Below are 17,049 nucleotides of genomic sequence, written 5' to 3'. Positions count from 1 at the left end.
CGGCCAACTATCTTGACACCCGCCGCTCGTCGTGCCCGGAACAATGGCGGACGACGGCCGCGCCGAGCTCGCCGGCGTCCGCCTCGACCTCCGCGACCGCGCTGCGGAGGGCCGCGGCGAGCTCGCGCTCGAGCTTGTTGGCGCCGTGCCCGAGCTCGACCAGGTGGGGTCCCGATAGCAACGGGACAAAAACCGTCGCTAAGGGCTGATGCCCTAGGTTTGTAGGGGGCGGTTCCGGGGCTTGGAGGCGGCCGATCGTGGTACGCCGGCCGGCATGGAAAAGCGCGCGGCGATCTACCTGCGCGTCAGCTCGGAGGAGCAGACGTACGAGAACCAGCGGCCCGAGGTGAACCGACCGAGCTCAGCCATGTGGATGTCGACCGCGCCGAGCTGGCCGACGTGCGCCTCGACCTCCGCGACGGCTCCGAGCTCGCCCAGGGGGACGACGGCGGCCCCGAGCTCGTGTGCTCGAGGACCTCGATGCGAGCGACCGCGCCGATCGGCTCCGGCGCCGGGTATGCCGCGCAGACGACGGGCGCCGAGCCGGCCGACGTGTGCTTCGACCTCCTCGGTCGTTGCGGTGAAGACGGCGCCGAGGTCCAGCTCGAGGTACTCGTTGCCGGCGTCGCGAGCGTGGCAAAGCACGGCCAAGAAGCCTCAGCGGCCTCCATCGGATCGCGCCATGTCGACCCAGGCAAGCAAGTACCTCCGCAAGACGACGAGAAAGGGTTTCCGCGGCTTCCCGGTCGCCACCGTCATCTACTACGGACCCGACGACCAGCGGGCCACTACTGAGCTTGGCGACTCTGCCTCGTCGATGCGAAGCGCCCGTGCCCAAACATTCGACAGAGCTTGCTGCGCTCCGCCCTCCGGCCCGGCGCGGTTACTCCGCCGCGTAGTAGCAGACACCAAGGCTCGGCCTGCGCGCGACCGACGTATGTTCGCTTGCCCGAAAGTCGGTTCTGCCGCTCGTGTCAAGCAGCGCGATGCCGTGGTTCGCCTGAGCGTCGTCCACCCAGGCTTGGACGAGCGGCGCCACATCGACCGACACGGTCGCGTCCGCCTGCGCGAGCGTGGTGAGCGAGGCAAAGGCCGGCTCGTCGTACCCAGGTAAATTGGCTGCATTGAGGGTCGATTCGTCCCACGCGCCGCTCATCCGGTGCACCTCGACAACGCTGCTGCTCGACTTCCAGCTATGAGAGAGCGACAGGGGCGCAGACGTGATGCGGGACCCGAGCGGGATGAACGACACATCGAAGGCAAGCGCCGCCAGCTGCGGTGCTTGCGCGTCCCATCTCGTGATGAGGTACGGATACGCGCCATACGCCCAGCCCGAGACCTGGGGCTGTACATGCGAGTCCTGTACGTTCCCATAGGTGCCCCGCTGCACGACCACGCACTCGAGGTCGCACGCGTTTCCAGCGCCGTCACCGTCTGAGTCGAGCTGGGTGGGGTTCGCCACGGTCGGGCAGTTGTCGCACGCGTCGAGGACGCCGTCCGCGTCCGTGTCGGCGGCGACCAGGGAGACATTGTCGAGGAAGGTGCCTTGGGTGCTCGGAATGCCATGATCTTCGAACTGCACGCGCGTGGTCGCGCCGGAGGCGATGACCGGATAGGTGTAATAGGCCCACGCAGCGCTGCCCGTAGAGAGGGTGTCGATCAATTGACCGTCCCAGACGACGGCGAGGACGTTCTCGTCCGGGCCGCTGCCGGGGCGCGCGGCGAAGGCAAACCTGAGCTGGTAGGTCGCGCCCGGGACCGTCGCGATCTCTTGATAGATGGCGCTGGGACCTTGGGCGTCGAGCTCCACATGCTGGTTGCCGCTCGCGGCGCCGCCCACAACATGATTTTGGACCTCGATCGCACCGTACGCCGCGCTCCAGCCAGGGATGGACGGCCGGGTGGCCCAGCTGCCCGACCACAGCGCCGGCGACTCGAAGCTTCCGTTCGTCACGCGGTTGCCGGTCGGCACGTCGCACGTCACGAGCGCAGCAGATTGTTCGCCTATCGCGTTGTCGAGCTCGTCGGTCGGGCCGCTCGCCGCTACGCAGCCGGAGGTCATGCAAGCCAATGCAAACGCAGGGACGATGGAATGGTGCGCCTTGATATTCATTCGAGATCTCCTTCGTTAAGTCGCCGGGGTCGCGGGCACCTCGGCCTGCGACTCCCCGGCATTGGTTGGCACTAGGACGTGCGTGCCGGCCGTGCGATCTCATCGCCTCACCGATTTTTGCGGAGCTGAGCAGATCCCCGGCAAATACGCCCGTCGCCACGGGCTGAACGGCGCCGCCGCGTGCGGTCCGTGGGCGCTCCGAGCTGGCGGTCCGCGTGCCGTGGGTGGCGCCGCTGCCCGCCTCGACGCGGCGGCGCGCTCGGCCCCGGGGGGATGGACAGGTCGACGCGCAGGAGCACCCCGAACCCGATCGGTTCCTGGCTCCCCGGCCCGTTTGCCTGCTTGGTGCCAAAAAATCGGAAGTGTTGCAACAGCAATCGGAAGTGATGACGGTAAGCGCTGCACGAAGCGCCGTCGGCCCCAACCTCGGTCAGCTGGTGCAAGATGGGGGCAATGGAACCGACTCGGTCAGCCCGTCACGTGCTGCTCTTCCGCGGGAAGCGGGGGCGGGACGGTGATCGGCCCGAGGGCGAGCTTCAGCTCGTCGGCGACGAGCCGGGTGCGGATGCGCGCCCAGTACCTGGGGGCGAGCTCGAGGTAGCGGTCCCGCGGCCAGTAGGGCATCACGCGGATGACGTCGGCCAGGTAGGCCTCGGGGTCGAGGCCGTGCAGCTTGCAGCTGGCCACGAGCGAGAAGAGGTTGGCCGCGGCCGAGGCGTGGTCGTCGCTGCCGAAGAAGAGCCAGGACTTTCGCGCAACGGCGATGGATCGCAGCGCTCGCTCGCTGGCGTTGTTCTCCAGGCGCAGCCGACCGTCGTCGAGGAAGCGCCGCAAGGGCTGCTCTTGGTTGAGGGCGTAGCCGAGCGCAGTAGAGACGAGGCCGCGCTCGCGGGGACGCGCGTGCTCGGCCCTCGCCCACGCAAAGAACGCGTCGACCAAGGCGCGCACGACGGCGTCACGGCGCACCTTGCGCTGTGCGGGCGCAAGATCCGCGAGCTTGCGATCGACCGCAAAGATGGCGTTGATGCGACGCAGCCCCTCGACGCCGAGCTCGTGCTTGCAGACCGCCGCCTCCCAGAAGTTGGTACGGCAATGCGACCAGCATCCGACTTCGGTCGGGGGCGGACCGCGCTCCTCGTCGGCAGCAGCGCCTCTTGGTGGTGTGCCGCGGAAGAGGGCGTCATAGATGGCGTGAGCGTCGGCTTGAATGTACCGAGAGAAGCCGCGGAACATCTCGCAGACCGCAGCGCTGGTATGCTTGGGCTGGTACTCGAAGAAGACGTGATCCTTGTCCGCGAGGACGACGAAGAAGTGTCCCTTGCGGCACGGCCCGGGCTTCTTGTCCTTGCGCTCCTGGATGGGCCCAGGCTGGATGGAGACCCCGGTGGCGTCCGTGGACAGGCAGAAGGCGGTCTCGAAGGCTTCTTTGCGTGCGGCCTCGACGATGGCGCCCAGGGTCGCGCCCGCGTCTTCGGCGTAGCGGCACATCGTGCCGCGATCGAGCGACGCGCCCTGAAGCTCCAGCTGCTGCTCCAGTCGATAGAACGGGACACCGAGCAGGTACTTGCTGGTGAGGATGTGCGCAATGATGGACGGCGCGAGAAGCGACCTCCGGAACAGCTCCTTCGGAAGCGGCGTCGTGATGAAGACCGTGCAGGTCTCGCCCTTCGGCGCCGGCGGCGGCGCGTCGAGCGAGGGCGCGTCGAGCGCTGTGGAGGAAGCGCTCGGCTCGCCGGCCGCTGCCGTGCCCTCCGGGCTGACGCTCGCTGCGGGCGTCGGCGCCGGGACCTCTCTCGCGACGACCTGGAGCGGGGCAGCTTCCCCCTCGCCAGCGCTGCTCGCATCCGTGACGGACCGCTCGGCCTTGTACACGACGCGTGCGAGCACGATGCGGCGCATTCCGCCGCGCTCGTAGCCGAGTCGCGAGGTCTCCTCGACCCCGATGCGCGTCGCCGTCGCATCGAGCTCAGGACAGGAGAGCTCAATGCGGACGACGGGCAGGTCCGACTCGGACAGGTCGCGACGGCCCTTGCTGCCGGTCCTTCGTTTCGGCCCCTTGGGGTCGTCGTGCTGCCGCTCGTCGCCCGTCTTGCCCTCGGCGTCGTCGAGTGCCTTCTGGAGACGCTGGACCTCGAGGAACATCGACTCGAACGCGAGCTGCTCCGCGCTCACCTCGGCGCGCTCCGCTTTCGCCACGAACAGTCGACGTTGCAAAAGCTGGAGTTGCTCGAGCGCACGGGTGTAGGCGCGCCGAAGCTGCACGAGCGCATCGCGCGCTCCGACGAGCTCGCTCTTGGCCGCTGCGAGCTCCGCTTCGAGCTGCGCGATGCGCTGCTGCTCGGGCGTCGGCGTCGGCTTCGCGGCAGCGTCGTGCACGACGCCGCTCTACGTAAGCCGATCGTACTTGTCGAGTGAATTCGTGCGGCTCAGTGGACGCGGCGCGGTGCACGCCTTCGCGGTTTGGACGTCGGCGCGATCTCGATGCCGTCGAGCAGCGTCTCGAGCGTCGCGTCGTCCACCTCGACGTGCGTGGCGCCCTCGGTCGGGGGGTCGGGCAGCACGAACGCCCCGCGATCAAGGCGTTTTGAAAACAGGCAGAGTCCGCTGCCGTCGAAGAAGAGGATCTTAATGCTGGTCCGCCGCTTGCCGATGAACGCGAACAGCGCTCCGCAGCGCGCCTCATACCCCACACGCTCGCGAATCAGCCCCGAGAGCCGCTCGAAGCCGTAGCGCATGTCCACCGGCTCCAGCGCGACGAACACCTGCACGCCGGCCGGGATCATCGCGCGCCTCCGCCGAGGGCGCGGACCACGTCGGCCAGCAGCGCGGCGTCGAAGCCCGCTGCCACGCGCACGCGCGCGCCACCGACCTCGACGACGAGCTCCGAAGCGCTGCTCGTCACGGCGGGCGCCTTCGGCACCAGGCGCAGAAAGCGCGGGGGCTCGGCCCGTGACAGCCGGCTCGACCAGCCGTGCAGCGTCGAGGCCGCAAATCCGCGGCTCCGAGCGAACTCCTCCGCCGTTTCACCACTCTCGCGCCACGCCCGAACGCGCTCGGACCACATCACTTCGGTCGCCTTCGTCCTTGTCATGCACGCCATCATGAACTGGACAGCGCAGCCGGGGGGAGACGGCGCTTCGCGCAGCGCTTACTGATGACGGCCGTGCTGGGCTCGATGTGCCCGGAACGCTACCTCCCGATCCCTCGTGTGCCCTGGGGCCCCGGCACCTCAACCCCCCATCGGCCCAGCCGCGCTGTCTGCTCGGGCGCCATGTACGCTCGCGCGATCGCCGGGACGCTCCAGAGCGGCATCGCCTACGCCCTGCAGCGGGTGGGGGGCCGCGGCGCGCCCCTCGGAGCGCGCGCGCGGTGAGGGGCGGCCGGGGCGCCTCGCTCAGTGCGACGGCGGGCCGCTCTCGGGCCCGCTCTCCGCGCCGAGCGGCCTGGCCCTCGACCTCCGGAGCGCCCGCCCCTCCAGCGGGTCGGCGAGCGCGGGCCTCACCGTGGCCGCGATGCGCTGCTGGATCGCGCGGGCGACGTGCGCGACGTGGGGCGGATCCATCATCGTGAAATGGTTGCCAGGCACCACCTGGAGCGCAAACTCCCCTCGCGCGAGGTCCATCCAGGCATGGACGGCGACCGCGTCTTCCGGGCTGATCTGCTCCCGCGCGCGCAGGAACAGGACGCTGGCGTCCGTCGGCTGCGGCGCGTAGCTCGTGAGCGCCTGCCACGTGCCCGTGACCTCGGCGCGGAGCCGCGCGTCGTCCTCCATGGCCGCCATGAAGCCGCGGTATCTCGGCGACGCGATCGCCTGGATCTTCGCCATCTCGTGGGCCAGGGCGCTCGCCGGAGAGCGGTCGCTCGCTCCCTGCACGCCGCCCGTGTCCAGCAGCAGCAGCAAAGGCACCTTGCGCCCCTGCGCGAGCAGCTGCTGCGCCATCTCGTACGCGACGACGCCGCCCGCCGAATGCCCGCCCAGGAGATACGGCCCCTCGGGGCGAACGCTCAGGATCTCCTCCACGTACCGGGCGGCGATCGCGGGGACGGACATTGCGCTCGCGAAACCCGGCTCGCTCGGATCCGCCCCGGTGGGTTGAATCCCGTGGACGGGCTGCTCGCTGCCCAGGCGCTGCACCAGGGGGCGATAGAGGTGGACCGTGCCGCCGAGCGGCGGGATCAGGAACAGCGGCGTGGCGTCCGGCGCCCCCGCCTGCAGCGAGACGAGGAGCTGTCCGGCAGCGCGCCTCGCCGTGAGGACCGCCGCGCTCCCGCTCCGCTGCGTCATCGCGGGGCTCAGGGGCGCCTGCGAGCTCGGAGGCAGCGCTTCCCGGACGCGCTCGGTGAGCACCGCGACCGAGGGAGGACCGGAGGACGCCGGCGGATTCCAGATCTTCGGCGGCAGGGATCGCACCGTGGCCGGGCCCACGGTGCAGGGGGTGTCGAGCACGTGAGCGACGCGCTCGAACGGGTACGTGGGGAGCGGCACGCGCCTCCGGCGCTCGTCCCGGGAGAACGCGGCCCAGTCCACGTCGACGCCGGCGCACCAGAGCCGGCCCACCGCGGCGAGCAACACCTCGAGGTCGCCGGCGCCCTCGCCAGGGCCCGCCAGGGTGGTCGCCACCCGTCGCTCCGCGTCCGGGTGCCGCGACGCCACGGAGGCCAGGGTGGAGCCGGGCCCGACCTCGAGGAGGGCGCGGTCGGCCGACGCGAGCAGCGCGGTGATGCGATCGTCGAGTTCAGCGGAGCTCGTGGCCTCCTCCTCCGCGCGCCCGCGCAGCGCGACCCGCGCGACCGCGTCGTCGAGCGAGAGCGCGCCGCCGACGCACGCGGCGGCGACCTCGCCCACGCCATGCCCGAACAGCGCGGCCGGGCGGATCCCCCACGACATCAGGAGCTGCGCCAGGGCGACCTCGGTCGAGAAGAGGGCGGCCGCGGCCGCGCTGAAGCGCGGAGCGCCGATCTCCGCGTCGCGGCGGGCGCGCCCCTGCGCCTCGGGAAAGAGCCAGTCGCGGAGGTCCACCGACAGCTCGCGGCGGAAGAGCTCGGCGCATTCGTCGATGCTCTCGCGGTAGGCGCGCTCGTGCAGGTAGAGCTCGCGCCCCATGCCGGCATGCGCCGCGCCCGCGCCGGGGAACATGAAGACGACCTCCGGCGGCCGCTTGCCGGCGACCTGCGTGAAGACGCGGGCGGGGTCGCGCCGATCGAGGCAGGCCGCGCCCGAGGCCGGATCCGCGCACACCACCGCGCGGCGGTGCGCGAAGGGCACCCTGCCGCGCTGCAGCGTGAACGCGACGTCGGCGAGCGAGCTCTCCGGCGCGCGCCGCAGGTGCTCGGCCAGCCGATCGGTGCTCCTCTCGAGCGCGGCGTGCGTCTTCGCGGAGACGACGAGCAGCTGGCAGCGCCTGGACGGGCCGGACGGCGCCCTCTCCGGCGCCTCCTCGAGAACGGCGTGCGCGTTCGTGCCGCCGATGCCGAAGGCGCTCACCGCGGCGCGGCGCGGGGCTCCGCCGCGCTTCCACGCGCGCGGCGCGGCGTTGACGAAGAACGGGCTGCTCGCGAGCTCGATCTCGGGGCTCGGCCGGCGGAAATGGAGCGTCCCGGGGATGAGCTCGCGCTCCAGCGAGAGCGCCGCCTTGATGAGGCCGGTCACCCCGTTCGCCGCGCGGAGGTGGCCGAGGTTGCTCTTCACCGAGCCGAGCGCGCAGAAGCCGACCTTATCGGTCGCCTTCCGGAACACCCGCGCCAGCGCGGCCACCTCGATCGAATCGCCGAGCCGCGTGCCCGCGCCGTGCGCCTCCACGTACGTGATGCTCTCCGGGCTCACGCCGGCGGCGGCGTGGGCCCGCGCGAGGGTCTCGATCTGCCCCTCCAGGCTCGGCGCCGTGTAACCCACCTTGAGCGCGCCGTCGTTGGTGACGGCGGAGCCGCGGATCACGGCGTGGATCGTGTCGCCGTCGTCCAGCGCGTCCTTCAGCCGCTTGAGGACGACGAGGCCGACACCGCTGCTCGCCACGATGCCGCTCGGCTCGGCGTCGAAGGGCCGGCAATGGCCGTCGGGCGAGGTGACCCGGCCTTCCTCGTAGAGATAGCCGATCCGTTTCGGCGTGAGGATGCCGACGCCTCCCGCGAGGACCATGTCGCTCTCCCTGGTGAGGAGGCTCTGGCAGCCGAGGTGCACGGCGACGAGCGACGTCGAACAGGCCGTCATGACGCTCACCGCGGGCCCCCGGAGCCCCAGCTTGTAGGCCACGCGCGTGGTCAGGGAGTCGGTCACGTTCCCGGTATAGATCCGGTGGTGCTCCGAGTTCGGCGCGGCCGGAAGCGGCCCGACCTGCTCGATCCAGTAGCTCGGCGCGTCGCTCCCGGCGAACACGCCGATCGGCTTCGGGTGGGTGAGCGGGTCGTAGCCGGCGCTCTCCATCGCTTCCCAGGCGCATTCGAGGAAGACGCGCTGCTGCGGGTCCATGAGCACGGCGTCCTGCGCGCCGTAGCCGAAGAACGCCGCGTCGAAGCACATGGCGTCCTCGATCACGCCGGCCGCCGGGATGAACCCGGGCGACCGGTAGAGCTCCGACTCCACGCCGAGCGCCTTCAGCTCCTCGGGTGAAAGGAAGGAGATCCCCTCGCCCCCGCCCTCGAGCATCGACCACAGCGCGTCGACGCTGCGCGCCTTCGGGAAGCGACCCGCCATTCCGATGATGGCGATGGCGTTCTCGGGGAGCGCCTCCCGCGCGGGCGCTTCGGTCGCGGAGGCCGCGGCGCCGCGCTCGCGCCCGGAGGCCGCGCCCTCTCCCGGGGCGGCCGCCCGAGAGCCCCTCTTCAGACGTGCAGAGAGGCTGCGGATCGTCGGGTACTGGAACAGCTCCATGAGGGGCACGTCCTCGCCGAGCCGCGCCCGGATCCCCGCGCGGACCCGGGCGAGGAGCAGCGAGTGACCGCCGATCTCGAAGAAAGGATCGTCGAGGCCGACCTCCTCGACGCCGAGCACCTGGCGCCAGATCTCGGAGACGATCACCTCGATGTTCGAGGCGGGCGCGGGCGGCTCCGCCCGCGGCTCGGGTCTCGCGCGATCGTCGGCCGGAAGGGCCGCGATATCGACCTTCCCGTTCGCCGTGAGCGGCAGCGCGTCGAGCTTCACGAAGGCGGCCGGAACCATGTAATCGGGGAGCTTCGCCGCGGCGAGCTCGCGCAGGCCTTCAGGCATGACGCGCGCCTTCTGCCTCCGGAGAGGGCTGTTCGCGAGCGACAGGGTCGGCGAGATCTCCCCGGGCCGCGCCTGGACCCAGGCGCGCGGCCGCGGCGCGCCGCCGCCGCCCTCCGAGCGTTCGACCGAGCGTTCGACCGAGCGTTCGACCGTACGCTCGAAGAGCACGTCCATGCAGCCTGGGCCCGAGGTCCTCGACGCGGTGATCCGGACCGAGCAGCCGAGGCGCGCGCCGAGCGCCCACAGCGCCTCCGGCTCGATCGCGGCCGCCGCGCTCCGAGCAGCGATAGCGGCGCGGTCCAGCTCGGCGTCGCCCCCTTCCCGCAGCCGGCTCGCGGCGACCACGTCGGCGACCACGCGCGCGTTCGGGATCCCCAGGACCAAGAGCGCGCCGGAGCCCGCCTCGCGCAGCGCTCGCTCGACGCCCGCGAGGCCCTCCGAGGGCGCCCAGTCCAGGGATCGGCCGATGGCGATGGGCTCGGGCGCCACGCCCACGTGCAGGACCACGTCATAGCGAAAGCGCGTCATCTCGTCGGCGCCCGAACCCCGCTTGAGCCAGCACTCCACGTGCTCCACGCCCGGGACCTGGCCGGGCAGCGCGTGAAAGAACTCGGGCGCGAGGACGAGCTCTTCCTCGCCGAGGGCCGCCCGCCGCACCCGGGCAACGAGCTCGGCCGAGGTCACGCTCGCGGGCGCGCGGTGAAGCTGCACCGAGGTGTGAAACGCCTCGAGCAGGGGAAGGCTCCTGATGTCGCCAAGGAACACGACGCCGCCGGGCGCCGCCGCGCGCACGGCGCCCTCGATCACCGCGCGCAGGTAATCGGCGCTGGGGAAATACTGGACGATCGAGTTCAGGACGATCACGTCGAAGCTGCCCGGCTCGACACCGCCGAAGTCGTTCGCCTCCCGGCGCTGCAGCGACACATGCGAGAGCGTGCCGCGCGTGAGCTCGGGGCGGAGCAGCGAGATCGCCTTCTCCGAGAAATCGGTCCCCAGGTACGCGGCGCACTGCGGGGCCAGCTGCAGGAGCAGGAGCCCCGTCCCACAGCCGATCTCCCATGCCCGGCGCGGCTGGAACGAGAGGATCCGCTCGACCGTGTGATCCCGCCATGCGCGCATCGCTCCGGCGTCGATGGGCTCTCCGGTGTAGCTGCTGTTCCAGCCCGTGATGTTGAAGTCCGGATCCACGCCGGCGCCGGCCTTCCCGTAGGTGCCGTCGTACAGCGCCTGCCACGCCGAGACGTGCTCCTCTTGCAGGGCCGGGGCCTGATCCGCGGCGCCGCCCTCATCGAGGCGAGGGATGACGTAGGCGACGAGCCGCTTGTTGCCCGGCGCATCTTCCCGCGCCACAACGACGGCCTCTTCCACGGCGGGGTGCTCTCGCAGCACGGCCTCGATCTCGCCGAGCTCGATACGGTAGCCGCGGATCTTCACCTGGTTGTCGACCCGCCCCAGGAACTCGATGTTTCCGTCAGCGAGCCACCGGGCGCGATCGCCGGTGCGGTACATGCGCGCGCCCGGCTCGTCCGCGAATCGGTCGGGGAGGAACCTCGCTTCGTCGAGCTCGGGCCGGTTCAGGTACCCGCGGGCGACGCCGGCGCCTCCCAGGTAAAGCTCGCCGGGGACGCCCACCGGCACGAGCTCGCCGCGCGGATCGAGGAGGTAAACCCGCATGTTGTCGATGGGGCGGCCGATCGACGGGTCGAGGGTCGCAGCCCCGCCGCTCGGCCGCGCCCTCGGCACGACACAGGAGGTCGCGACGACGGTCCCCTCGGTCGGACCGTAGTTGTTCACGACCTCGAAGGGGAGCCCCGCGCCTGGCCAGACGCGGAGCTTGTCTCCTCCGGTGAGCAGGCACCGGAGCGCGGCGGAAGCAGGCCAGTCGAGGCGCAGGAGCTCCTCGGCCACCGGCGTCGGCAGGAACGAGACGGTGATCCCTCGCGCGAGGAGCCACGCCTTCAGCTCGTCCGGGGAGCGGCGGAGCGGCTCCCCGGGGATGAACAGGCACGCTCCCGCGCACAGGTACGGCCAGAGCTCCCATACCGACGCGTCGAAGCCAGGGCTCGCGACGAGGGTCGCGCGATCCGCGGAGGTGACGGCGAAGCGCCGCACGTGCCACGCGACCAGGTTCATGAGGCTCCGGTGCTCCACGAGCACGCCCTTCGGGCGGCCGGTCGAGCCCGACGTGTAGATGGCATAGGCCAGATCCCGGGGGCCCGCGCACACCGGAGGGGGCGAGTCGTCGCGCGCCGCCATCTCCGGCCAGTCGGCGTCGACGCGGATCACCGCGCCCGCGAACGGCGGGAGGCGATCGGCGATGTGCTCCTGCGTGAGGAGCACCGGCGCCCCGGAGTCCTCGAGGAGGAACGCCAGCCGCTCTCTCGCGATCTCCGCGTCCACAGGGAGATACGCCGCGCCCGCCTTGAGGACCCCGAGGATCCCGACCACCATCTCCAGCGAGCGCTCCGCGCAGATCGCGACCAGGGTATCGGGCGCGACGCCCAGCTCGAGAAGGCGGCGCGCGAGCTGGTTCGCCCGGCGATCGAGCTCCCCGTACGTGAGCGAGCCGCGATCGGAAACGACAGCGGCGGCGTGCGGCGCGCGCGCCGCCTGCTCCTCGAACAGACCCAGGACGCAAAGGTCGCGAGGGAAATCGGCGCCGGTGTCGTTCCAGTCGACCAGCAGCCGGCGCCGTTCGCGCTCCGGGAGCAGCGGCATCGACGAGACGGAGCGCGCGGGGTCCGAGGTCGCGGCGGCGATGAGCGTGAAGAGGTGGCTCAACATCCGCTCCATCGTCGCCCGCTCGAAGAGGTCGGTGCTGTACTCCAGCATCCCGGCGACGCCGCCGGCGCTCTCCCAGGCATAGAGCGAGACGTCGAAGATCGTCTTCCTCGTGTCCGTGGCGATGGCGCGCGCCTCGATCCCGCCGAGGTGGAGCTCGCGCTCCGCGGGCGGCTGCGGCGCGAACACGATCTGCACGAGCGGGCTGTAGCTCGGGTCGCGCTCCGGCTGGAGCTCCTGGACGAGCCGCTCGAACGGGAGCCCGTCGTGCGCGTAGGCGTCCAGGCACACGCCCCTCACGCGGCGGAGCAGCTCCTCGAACGACGGCCCACCGGAGACGTCGATCCGGATGGGGACCACGTTGACGAAGAAGCCGATCGCCGCCTCGAGATCGGCGTGATCCCGGCCCGCGCTCGGCAGGCCGATCAGGAGGTCGTCGCGTTGCGTGGTGCGGTGGAGCAGGACGGCGAACACGGCCAGGAGGACCATGTTCACGGTCACGTCGTATCGCGCGCCGAGGTCCCGGACCGCCCTTCCGACCTCCGGATCGAGCTGGAACGGGAGGGTCGCGCCGCGGAAGGTCTGGACCGCGGGCCGGACGTGATCGCTCGGCAGCTCGAGCAAGGGCGGCACGTCGAGGAGCCTCTTCTTCCAGCCGGCGAGCAGCTCCGACAGGACCTCTTCGGTCATCTGCTCGCGCTGCCACGAGGCGAAATCGGCGTACTGGAGCGGCGCGTCCGGCAGCGCCGCCGGAGCCCCCCGGCAGAAGGCATCGTAGAGCGCCGCGATCTCACGGTAAGCGACCTCGAGCGACCAACCGTCGACGGCGATGTGGTGAATGTGCAACCAGAGCACGTGATCCCGGGGCCCGAGCCGGAGCAGCCCTGCGCGGAAGACGGGGCCGCGCTTCAGATCGAAGATCCTCTGGGCTTCCGACGAGAGGTGCTGCTCCGCCTGGGCCTCGCGCTCCTCCCCGGAGAGGTGCTGGAGATCCGCGACCTCGAGCCGGAAGGAGGCGTCCTCGGCGACGATCTGGACGGGCTGGCCGTCGAGCTCCGTATAGACCGTGCGCAGGATCTCGTGTCTGCGGACGAGCTCACGGAGGCTCCTGTCGAGCGCAGGGACGTGGAGGTCTCCGGCGAGGCGGAAGGGACAGAAGCAATTGTAGGCCCTGCTCTCCGGCGCGAGCCGGTGGAGGAACCACATGCGCTCCTGCGCGAACGACAGGGGGATCGCTCCCGTTCGGGCGCCTCTCGGAATGGCCTGATCGCCCCGAGCCGCGGCGCCCTCCTCTCCGCTGATCAGCGCCGCGAGCGCGGCGATGGTCGGGTGGGCGAAGAGCTGCTGGAAGGTGACGTCGATCCCGAAGGCACCGCGCAAGCGGGAAAACAGCCGGAGCGCGTGCAGCGAGTCGCCGCCGAGCGCGAAGAAGCTGTCGTGCACGCCGGCGTGATCGACGCGCAGGAGCTCCTTCCAGAGCTGCGCCAGCTCCTCTTCCAGCTCGGAGCGCGGCCCGAGGAGCGCGCGGCGGAGCTCCGGACGAGCGCCGCTCGGCGCGGGCAGCGCCTTGCGGTCGAGCTTCCCGTTCGGCGTGGTGGGGAACGACGCGAGCAGCACGATCGCGGAAGGGACCATGTAGCTCGGCAAATGGCTCTCGAGAAAGGCGAGGAGCGCCGGAGCCAGCGCGCGCTCGTCGCTCGCCGGGTCGCCCTGGCTCGTCCGGTGAGGGACCGCATAGGCGACGAGCGTCGTTTCCCCGGGCGTGTCTTCGCGCGGCACAACGACGGCCTCGCGTACCTCGGGGTGCTGGGCCAGCACCGACGCGATCTCGCCCACCTCGACGCGGTGGCCGCGGATCTTCGCCTGGTCGTCGACCCGACCGAGGTACTCGAGGTCTCCCGACGGGAGGTAGCTCGCGAGATCACCTGTCCTGTACAGGCGAGCGCCTGGGTCGTCGCTGAACGGGTGCTCGATGAACCGCTCCTGCGTGAGCTCGGGCCGGTGGAGGTAGCCGCGCGCGAGGCCCGCGCCGCCGACGTAGATCTCTCCGGGGACGCCGACCGGGACGAGCGCGCGGTTGCGATCGAGGAGGAGCACCTGCGTATCGGGGACCGCGCGGCCGATCCTGCTCGACCAGGGCCGCTCGAGATCGGACAGGCCGACAGGGCGGTAGGTGACGAACATGGTTGTCTCGGTGGGTCCGTAGAGGTTGAGGATCGCGGGCACCCTGTCGCCGTGGCGCTCCCACCACGGCTTCAGCGCGGTCACGTCGAGGGCCTCGCCGCCGCAGATCACGAGCCGGAGCGCGAGTCGCTCTCTGGCCTCCGGCTCGATCGTCTCCTCGGCGTGGACGAGCAGGCGGAACGCCGACGGCGTCTGGGTGAGCACCGTCACCCCCTCCTCGCCGAGGAGCCTGTAGAACAGCTGCGGCGCGTGGATCACCGGCCGCGGCACGACGACGAGGCGGCTGCCGTGGAGGAGCGCGCCCCAGATCTCGAAGACGGAGATGTCGAAGGCGAACGAATGGAACGTCGTCCACACGTCCTGATCGCCGAAGCGGAACCATCCGGCGGTGGTGTCGAACAGGCGAAGGACGTTGGCGTGGCTGACCATCACGCCCTTGGGCTTCCCGGTCGATCCCGAGGTGTAAATGATGTACGCGAGGTTCTCCGGACCCTCGTTCGGCGCGGGCGCTACCTTGTTTACCGGCTGCCGGTCGATCATGGCCTGATCCGCGTCGAGGCACACGACCCTCGCGCTCCCGCTCCGGAGCCGGGAGGTGAAGCGCTCCTCGGTGAGGATCACGGGGACGCCGGCATCTTCGAGCAGGAAGGCGAGCCGGTCCGCCGGATAAGAGGGATCGAGCGGGACGTAGGCGCCGCCGGACTTGAGGACGCCGAGCAGCGCCACGATCATCTCGAGCGATCGTTCCAGGCAGATGCCGATCGGGACCTCGGGCCCCGCGCCGCTCTCCCGGAGGAGGTGGGCTATCTGGTTGCTCCTTCGATCCAGCTCGGCATAGGTGAGACGCTGCCGCTCGAACACCACCGCCACCGCGGACGGGATGCGCCGGGCGTGCGCCTCGACCCGCTCGTGCACCCGATCGCGCGGCGCATCGAACACCTCGCCGCGGTTCCACGCGAGCAGCGTGCGGCGCTCCTCCTCGGTCAGGACCGGCAACTCCGAGACGCGCAGCTCCGGGTCGCCCGCCGCCCCGCGGAGCAGCACCGCCCAGTGCCCGAGCAGCCGCTCGACCGTCGCGCGCTCGAAGAGGTCCCGATTGTAATCGACGCGCGCGAAGAGGCCCGCGTCGTTCTCGTCGACACGGACGGCGAGCTCGAAGGCGACCTCGGTCGCCTCGAGCGGCACCTCCGTCAGTGTGAGCAGCGCGCCTCGCTTCGGCTCCGGCGTGCTCGGCGCGCTGGAGAAGATGACCTGGACGAGCGGTGCGCGGCTTGGATCCCGCGGCAGCGAGCGCTGCTCGACCAGAGACGTGAAGGAGAGATCCCCGTTCTCGCTCCCCTCCTGCAGCGAGCAGCGCACCTGGCGCAGGAGCGCGCGAAAGCTCGGATCCGCGCCCAGCCTGCCCCGTACGGTCACGAGATTGCCGAATGCCCCGATGAGGCCCTGGGTCTGCTCGCCTCGTCCGGACAGCGGAACGCCGATGAGGATGTCGTCCTGGCCGGTATGGCGGTGGAGCACGGCGTGCATTCCCGCGAGCAGGACCGCGGACAGCGCCACGTCCTCCTCCCGGGCCAGCGCGCGGAGCTCTCGCACGAGCTCCCGATCGAGCGCGCGCTCCACCGAACCTCCGGCGAAGGTCCGCACCGCGGGCCGCGGCCGATCCGTCCGGATCTCCAGCGCTTCGGGGGCTCCCGAGAGCTCGCGGCGCCAGTGCGCGAGCTGCTTGTCGAGGAGCTCGGCGGTCCTGTGCTCCCGCTGCCGCCGTGCGTGGTCCTGGTAGCTTATCGGCGGCGTCGGCAGCTCGACGCCATGATAGCCGTCGAATAGCTCTGAAAAGAACAGCGCCACGCTCGGTTTGCCATCCGAGAGGAGGGGATGCATGGCGAGCGCGATGAGGTGGCGCCCTGGATGCACCCGGATGAGGCTCACGCGCCAGAGGGGGCCGCGCTCCGGATCGAGGGGTAGAGCGATCTCCCGGCGGGCCATCGCGAGCGCGGCTCCATCCGAGGCGGGCTGCCCTTCGGCGCCGAGATCCACCTCGAGGAAGGTGATGTCCGCCCGCGGCGAGACGACCTGCACCGGCTGCCCCTCGTGCTCTGCAAAGGATGTCCTCAGGATCGCCTGACGCCTCGTGAGCTTCTCGATGGCATGGACCAGCCTGGGCACATCCAGCTCGCCGTCCAGCCACGCCGCGCCCCCTTCGTTCAAGCTCGGCGTGGCGTCTCGGCCCCGGGCGAGCACCCACGCACGTTCTTGCTCGAGAGAGAGCGGGGAACAGGAAATTTCGTTCATCGCGGATGACCTCCTTGTTGCTGATAGGGGTCGATTGCATCGATGCGCGTGGAGCAACCGCGCGCCGCGTCGGACGTTCGACGCGTGCACACCTGCGCGCACACCGTGCTTGCTGATCTGTCGTACGCTCTTCAGACATCAGGGCCGCCTGGTCACCTGGGCACGAGGAGCAGGCGCCAGGCTGGGCCAAAGCTTGTAAAATGCAGAAAAACGCTAAATCGATGTCGGCCGCATCGCGAGGGGCGCGGTGCACGCGCTACGCAGTATGAAGTATGGACACCACCACGCCAGTTTGTATTTGGGAGGATGCGGGTGCTGGCGATTGATGGACCTTGTCTGGATTCCGGGATCCCGACCTCGCGCCTGCTCTTGTGGGCCGATAGACAAATCCGGCTTCCGTCTCACGCTGAGTTGGTCCTCTTCCCCACCTTCGGGGTAGCTTCCAGCGCATCACGTCAGAATCGTGCTCGCGGCA

General features: G+C 70.7%; 7 protein-coding genes. All 7 read right to left on the bottom strand.

What is annotated here, in order from left to right:
• Positions 1 to 7: 7 nt before the first annotated feature.
• The gene (locus tag WMF22_RS36720; protein ID WP_438032772.1) at positions 8 to 181 is read right to left on the bottom strand and encodes a hypothetical protein; all 174 of its coding nucleotides are present in this window, start codon (positions 179 to 181) and stop codon (positions 8 to 10) included.
• Positions 182 to 294: 113 nt separating this feature from the next.
• Positions 295 to 645, bottom strand: coding sequence for a hypothetical protein (locus WMF22_RS36715; protein ID WP_438032771.1), 351 nt, complete (start codon positions 643 to 645; stop codon positions 295 to 297).
• 238 nt (positions 646 to 883) lie between these two features.
• Complete coding sequence (locus WMF22_RS36710; RefSeq protein WP_438032770.1) at positions 884 to 2,113, bottom strand: DNRLRE domain-containing protein; 1,230 nt, start codon at positions 2,111 to 2,113, stop codon at positions 884 to 886.
• 468 nt (positions 2,114 to 2,581) lie between these two features.
• Positions 2,582 to 4,489 carry an IS66 family transposase gene (gene tnpC / locus WMF22_RS36705; protein WP_438032769.1) on the bottom strand — a complete coding sequence of 636 codons (1,908 nt, stop codon included), beginning with the start codon at positions 4,487 to 4,489 and terminating at the stop codon, positions 2,582 to 2,584.
• 50 nt (positions 4,490 to 4,539) lie between these two features.
• A complete protein-coding gene (gene tnpB / locus WMF22_RS36700) occupies positions 4,540 to 4,896 on the bottom strand; it encodes an IS66 family insertion sequence element accessory protein TnpB (RefSeq protein ID WP_437591334.1) in 357 nt (118 codons plus the stop codon).
• Positions 4,893 to 5,204: an IS66 family insertion sequence element accessory protein TnpA gene (gene tnpA / locus WMF22_RS36695; protein ID WP_438032768.1), complete on the bottom strand. Its 312-nt coding sequence runs from the start codon at positions 5,202 to 5,204 to the stop codon at positions 4,893 to 4,895. The genes tnpB and tnpA overlap by 4 nt, the downstream gene beginning before the upstream one ends.
• Before the next feature lie 303 nt (positions 5,205 to 5,507).
• The gene (locus tag WMF22_RS36690; RefSeq protein WP_438032767.1) at positions 5,508 to 16,574 is read right to left on the bottom strand and encodes an amino acid adenylation domain-containing protein; all 11,067 of its coding nucleotides are present in this window, start codon (positions 16,572 to 16,574) and stop codon (positions 5,508 to 5,510) included.
• Positions 16,575 to 17,049 lie beyond the last annotated feature (475 nt).

This window comes from Sorangium sp. So ce204 (genome assembly GCF_051526795.1).
GTDB lineage: Bacteria > Myxococcota_A > Polyangia > Polyangiales > Polyangiaceae > Sorangium > Sorangium cellulosum_B.
Note: the sequence above shows the minus strand (reverse complement) of the source record. Positions and strands in the feature narration are given on the sequence as shown.

Bases quoted from the DNA above. Each gene is read 5' to 3' on its own strand.
- WMF22_RS36690 (WP_438032767.1), bottom strand. From the start codon at position 16,574: ATGAACGAAATTTCCTGTTCCCCGCTCTCTCTCGAGCAAGAACGTGCG.
- tnpA (WP_438032768.1), bottom strand. From the start codon at position 5,204: ATGACAAGGACGAAGGCGACCGAAGTGATGTGGTCCGAGCGCGTTCGG.
- tnpB (WP_437591334.1), bottom strand. From the start codon at position 4,896: ATGATCCCGGCCGGCGTGCAGGTGTTCGTCGCGCTGGAGCCGGTGGAC.
- WMF22_RS36710 (WP_438032770.1), bottom strand. From the start codon at position 2,113: ATGAATATCAAGGCGCACCATTCCATCGTCCCTGCGTTTGCATTGGCT.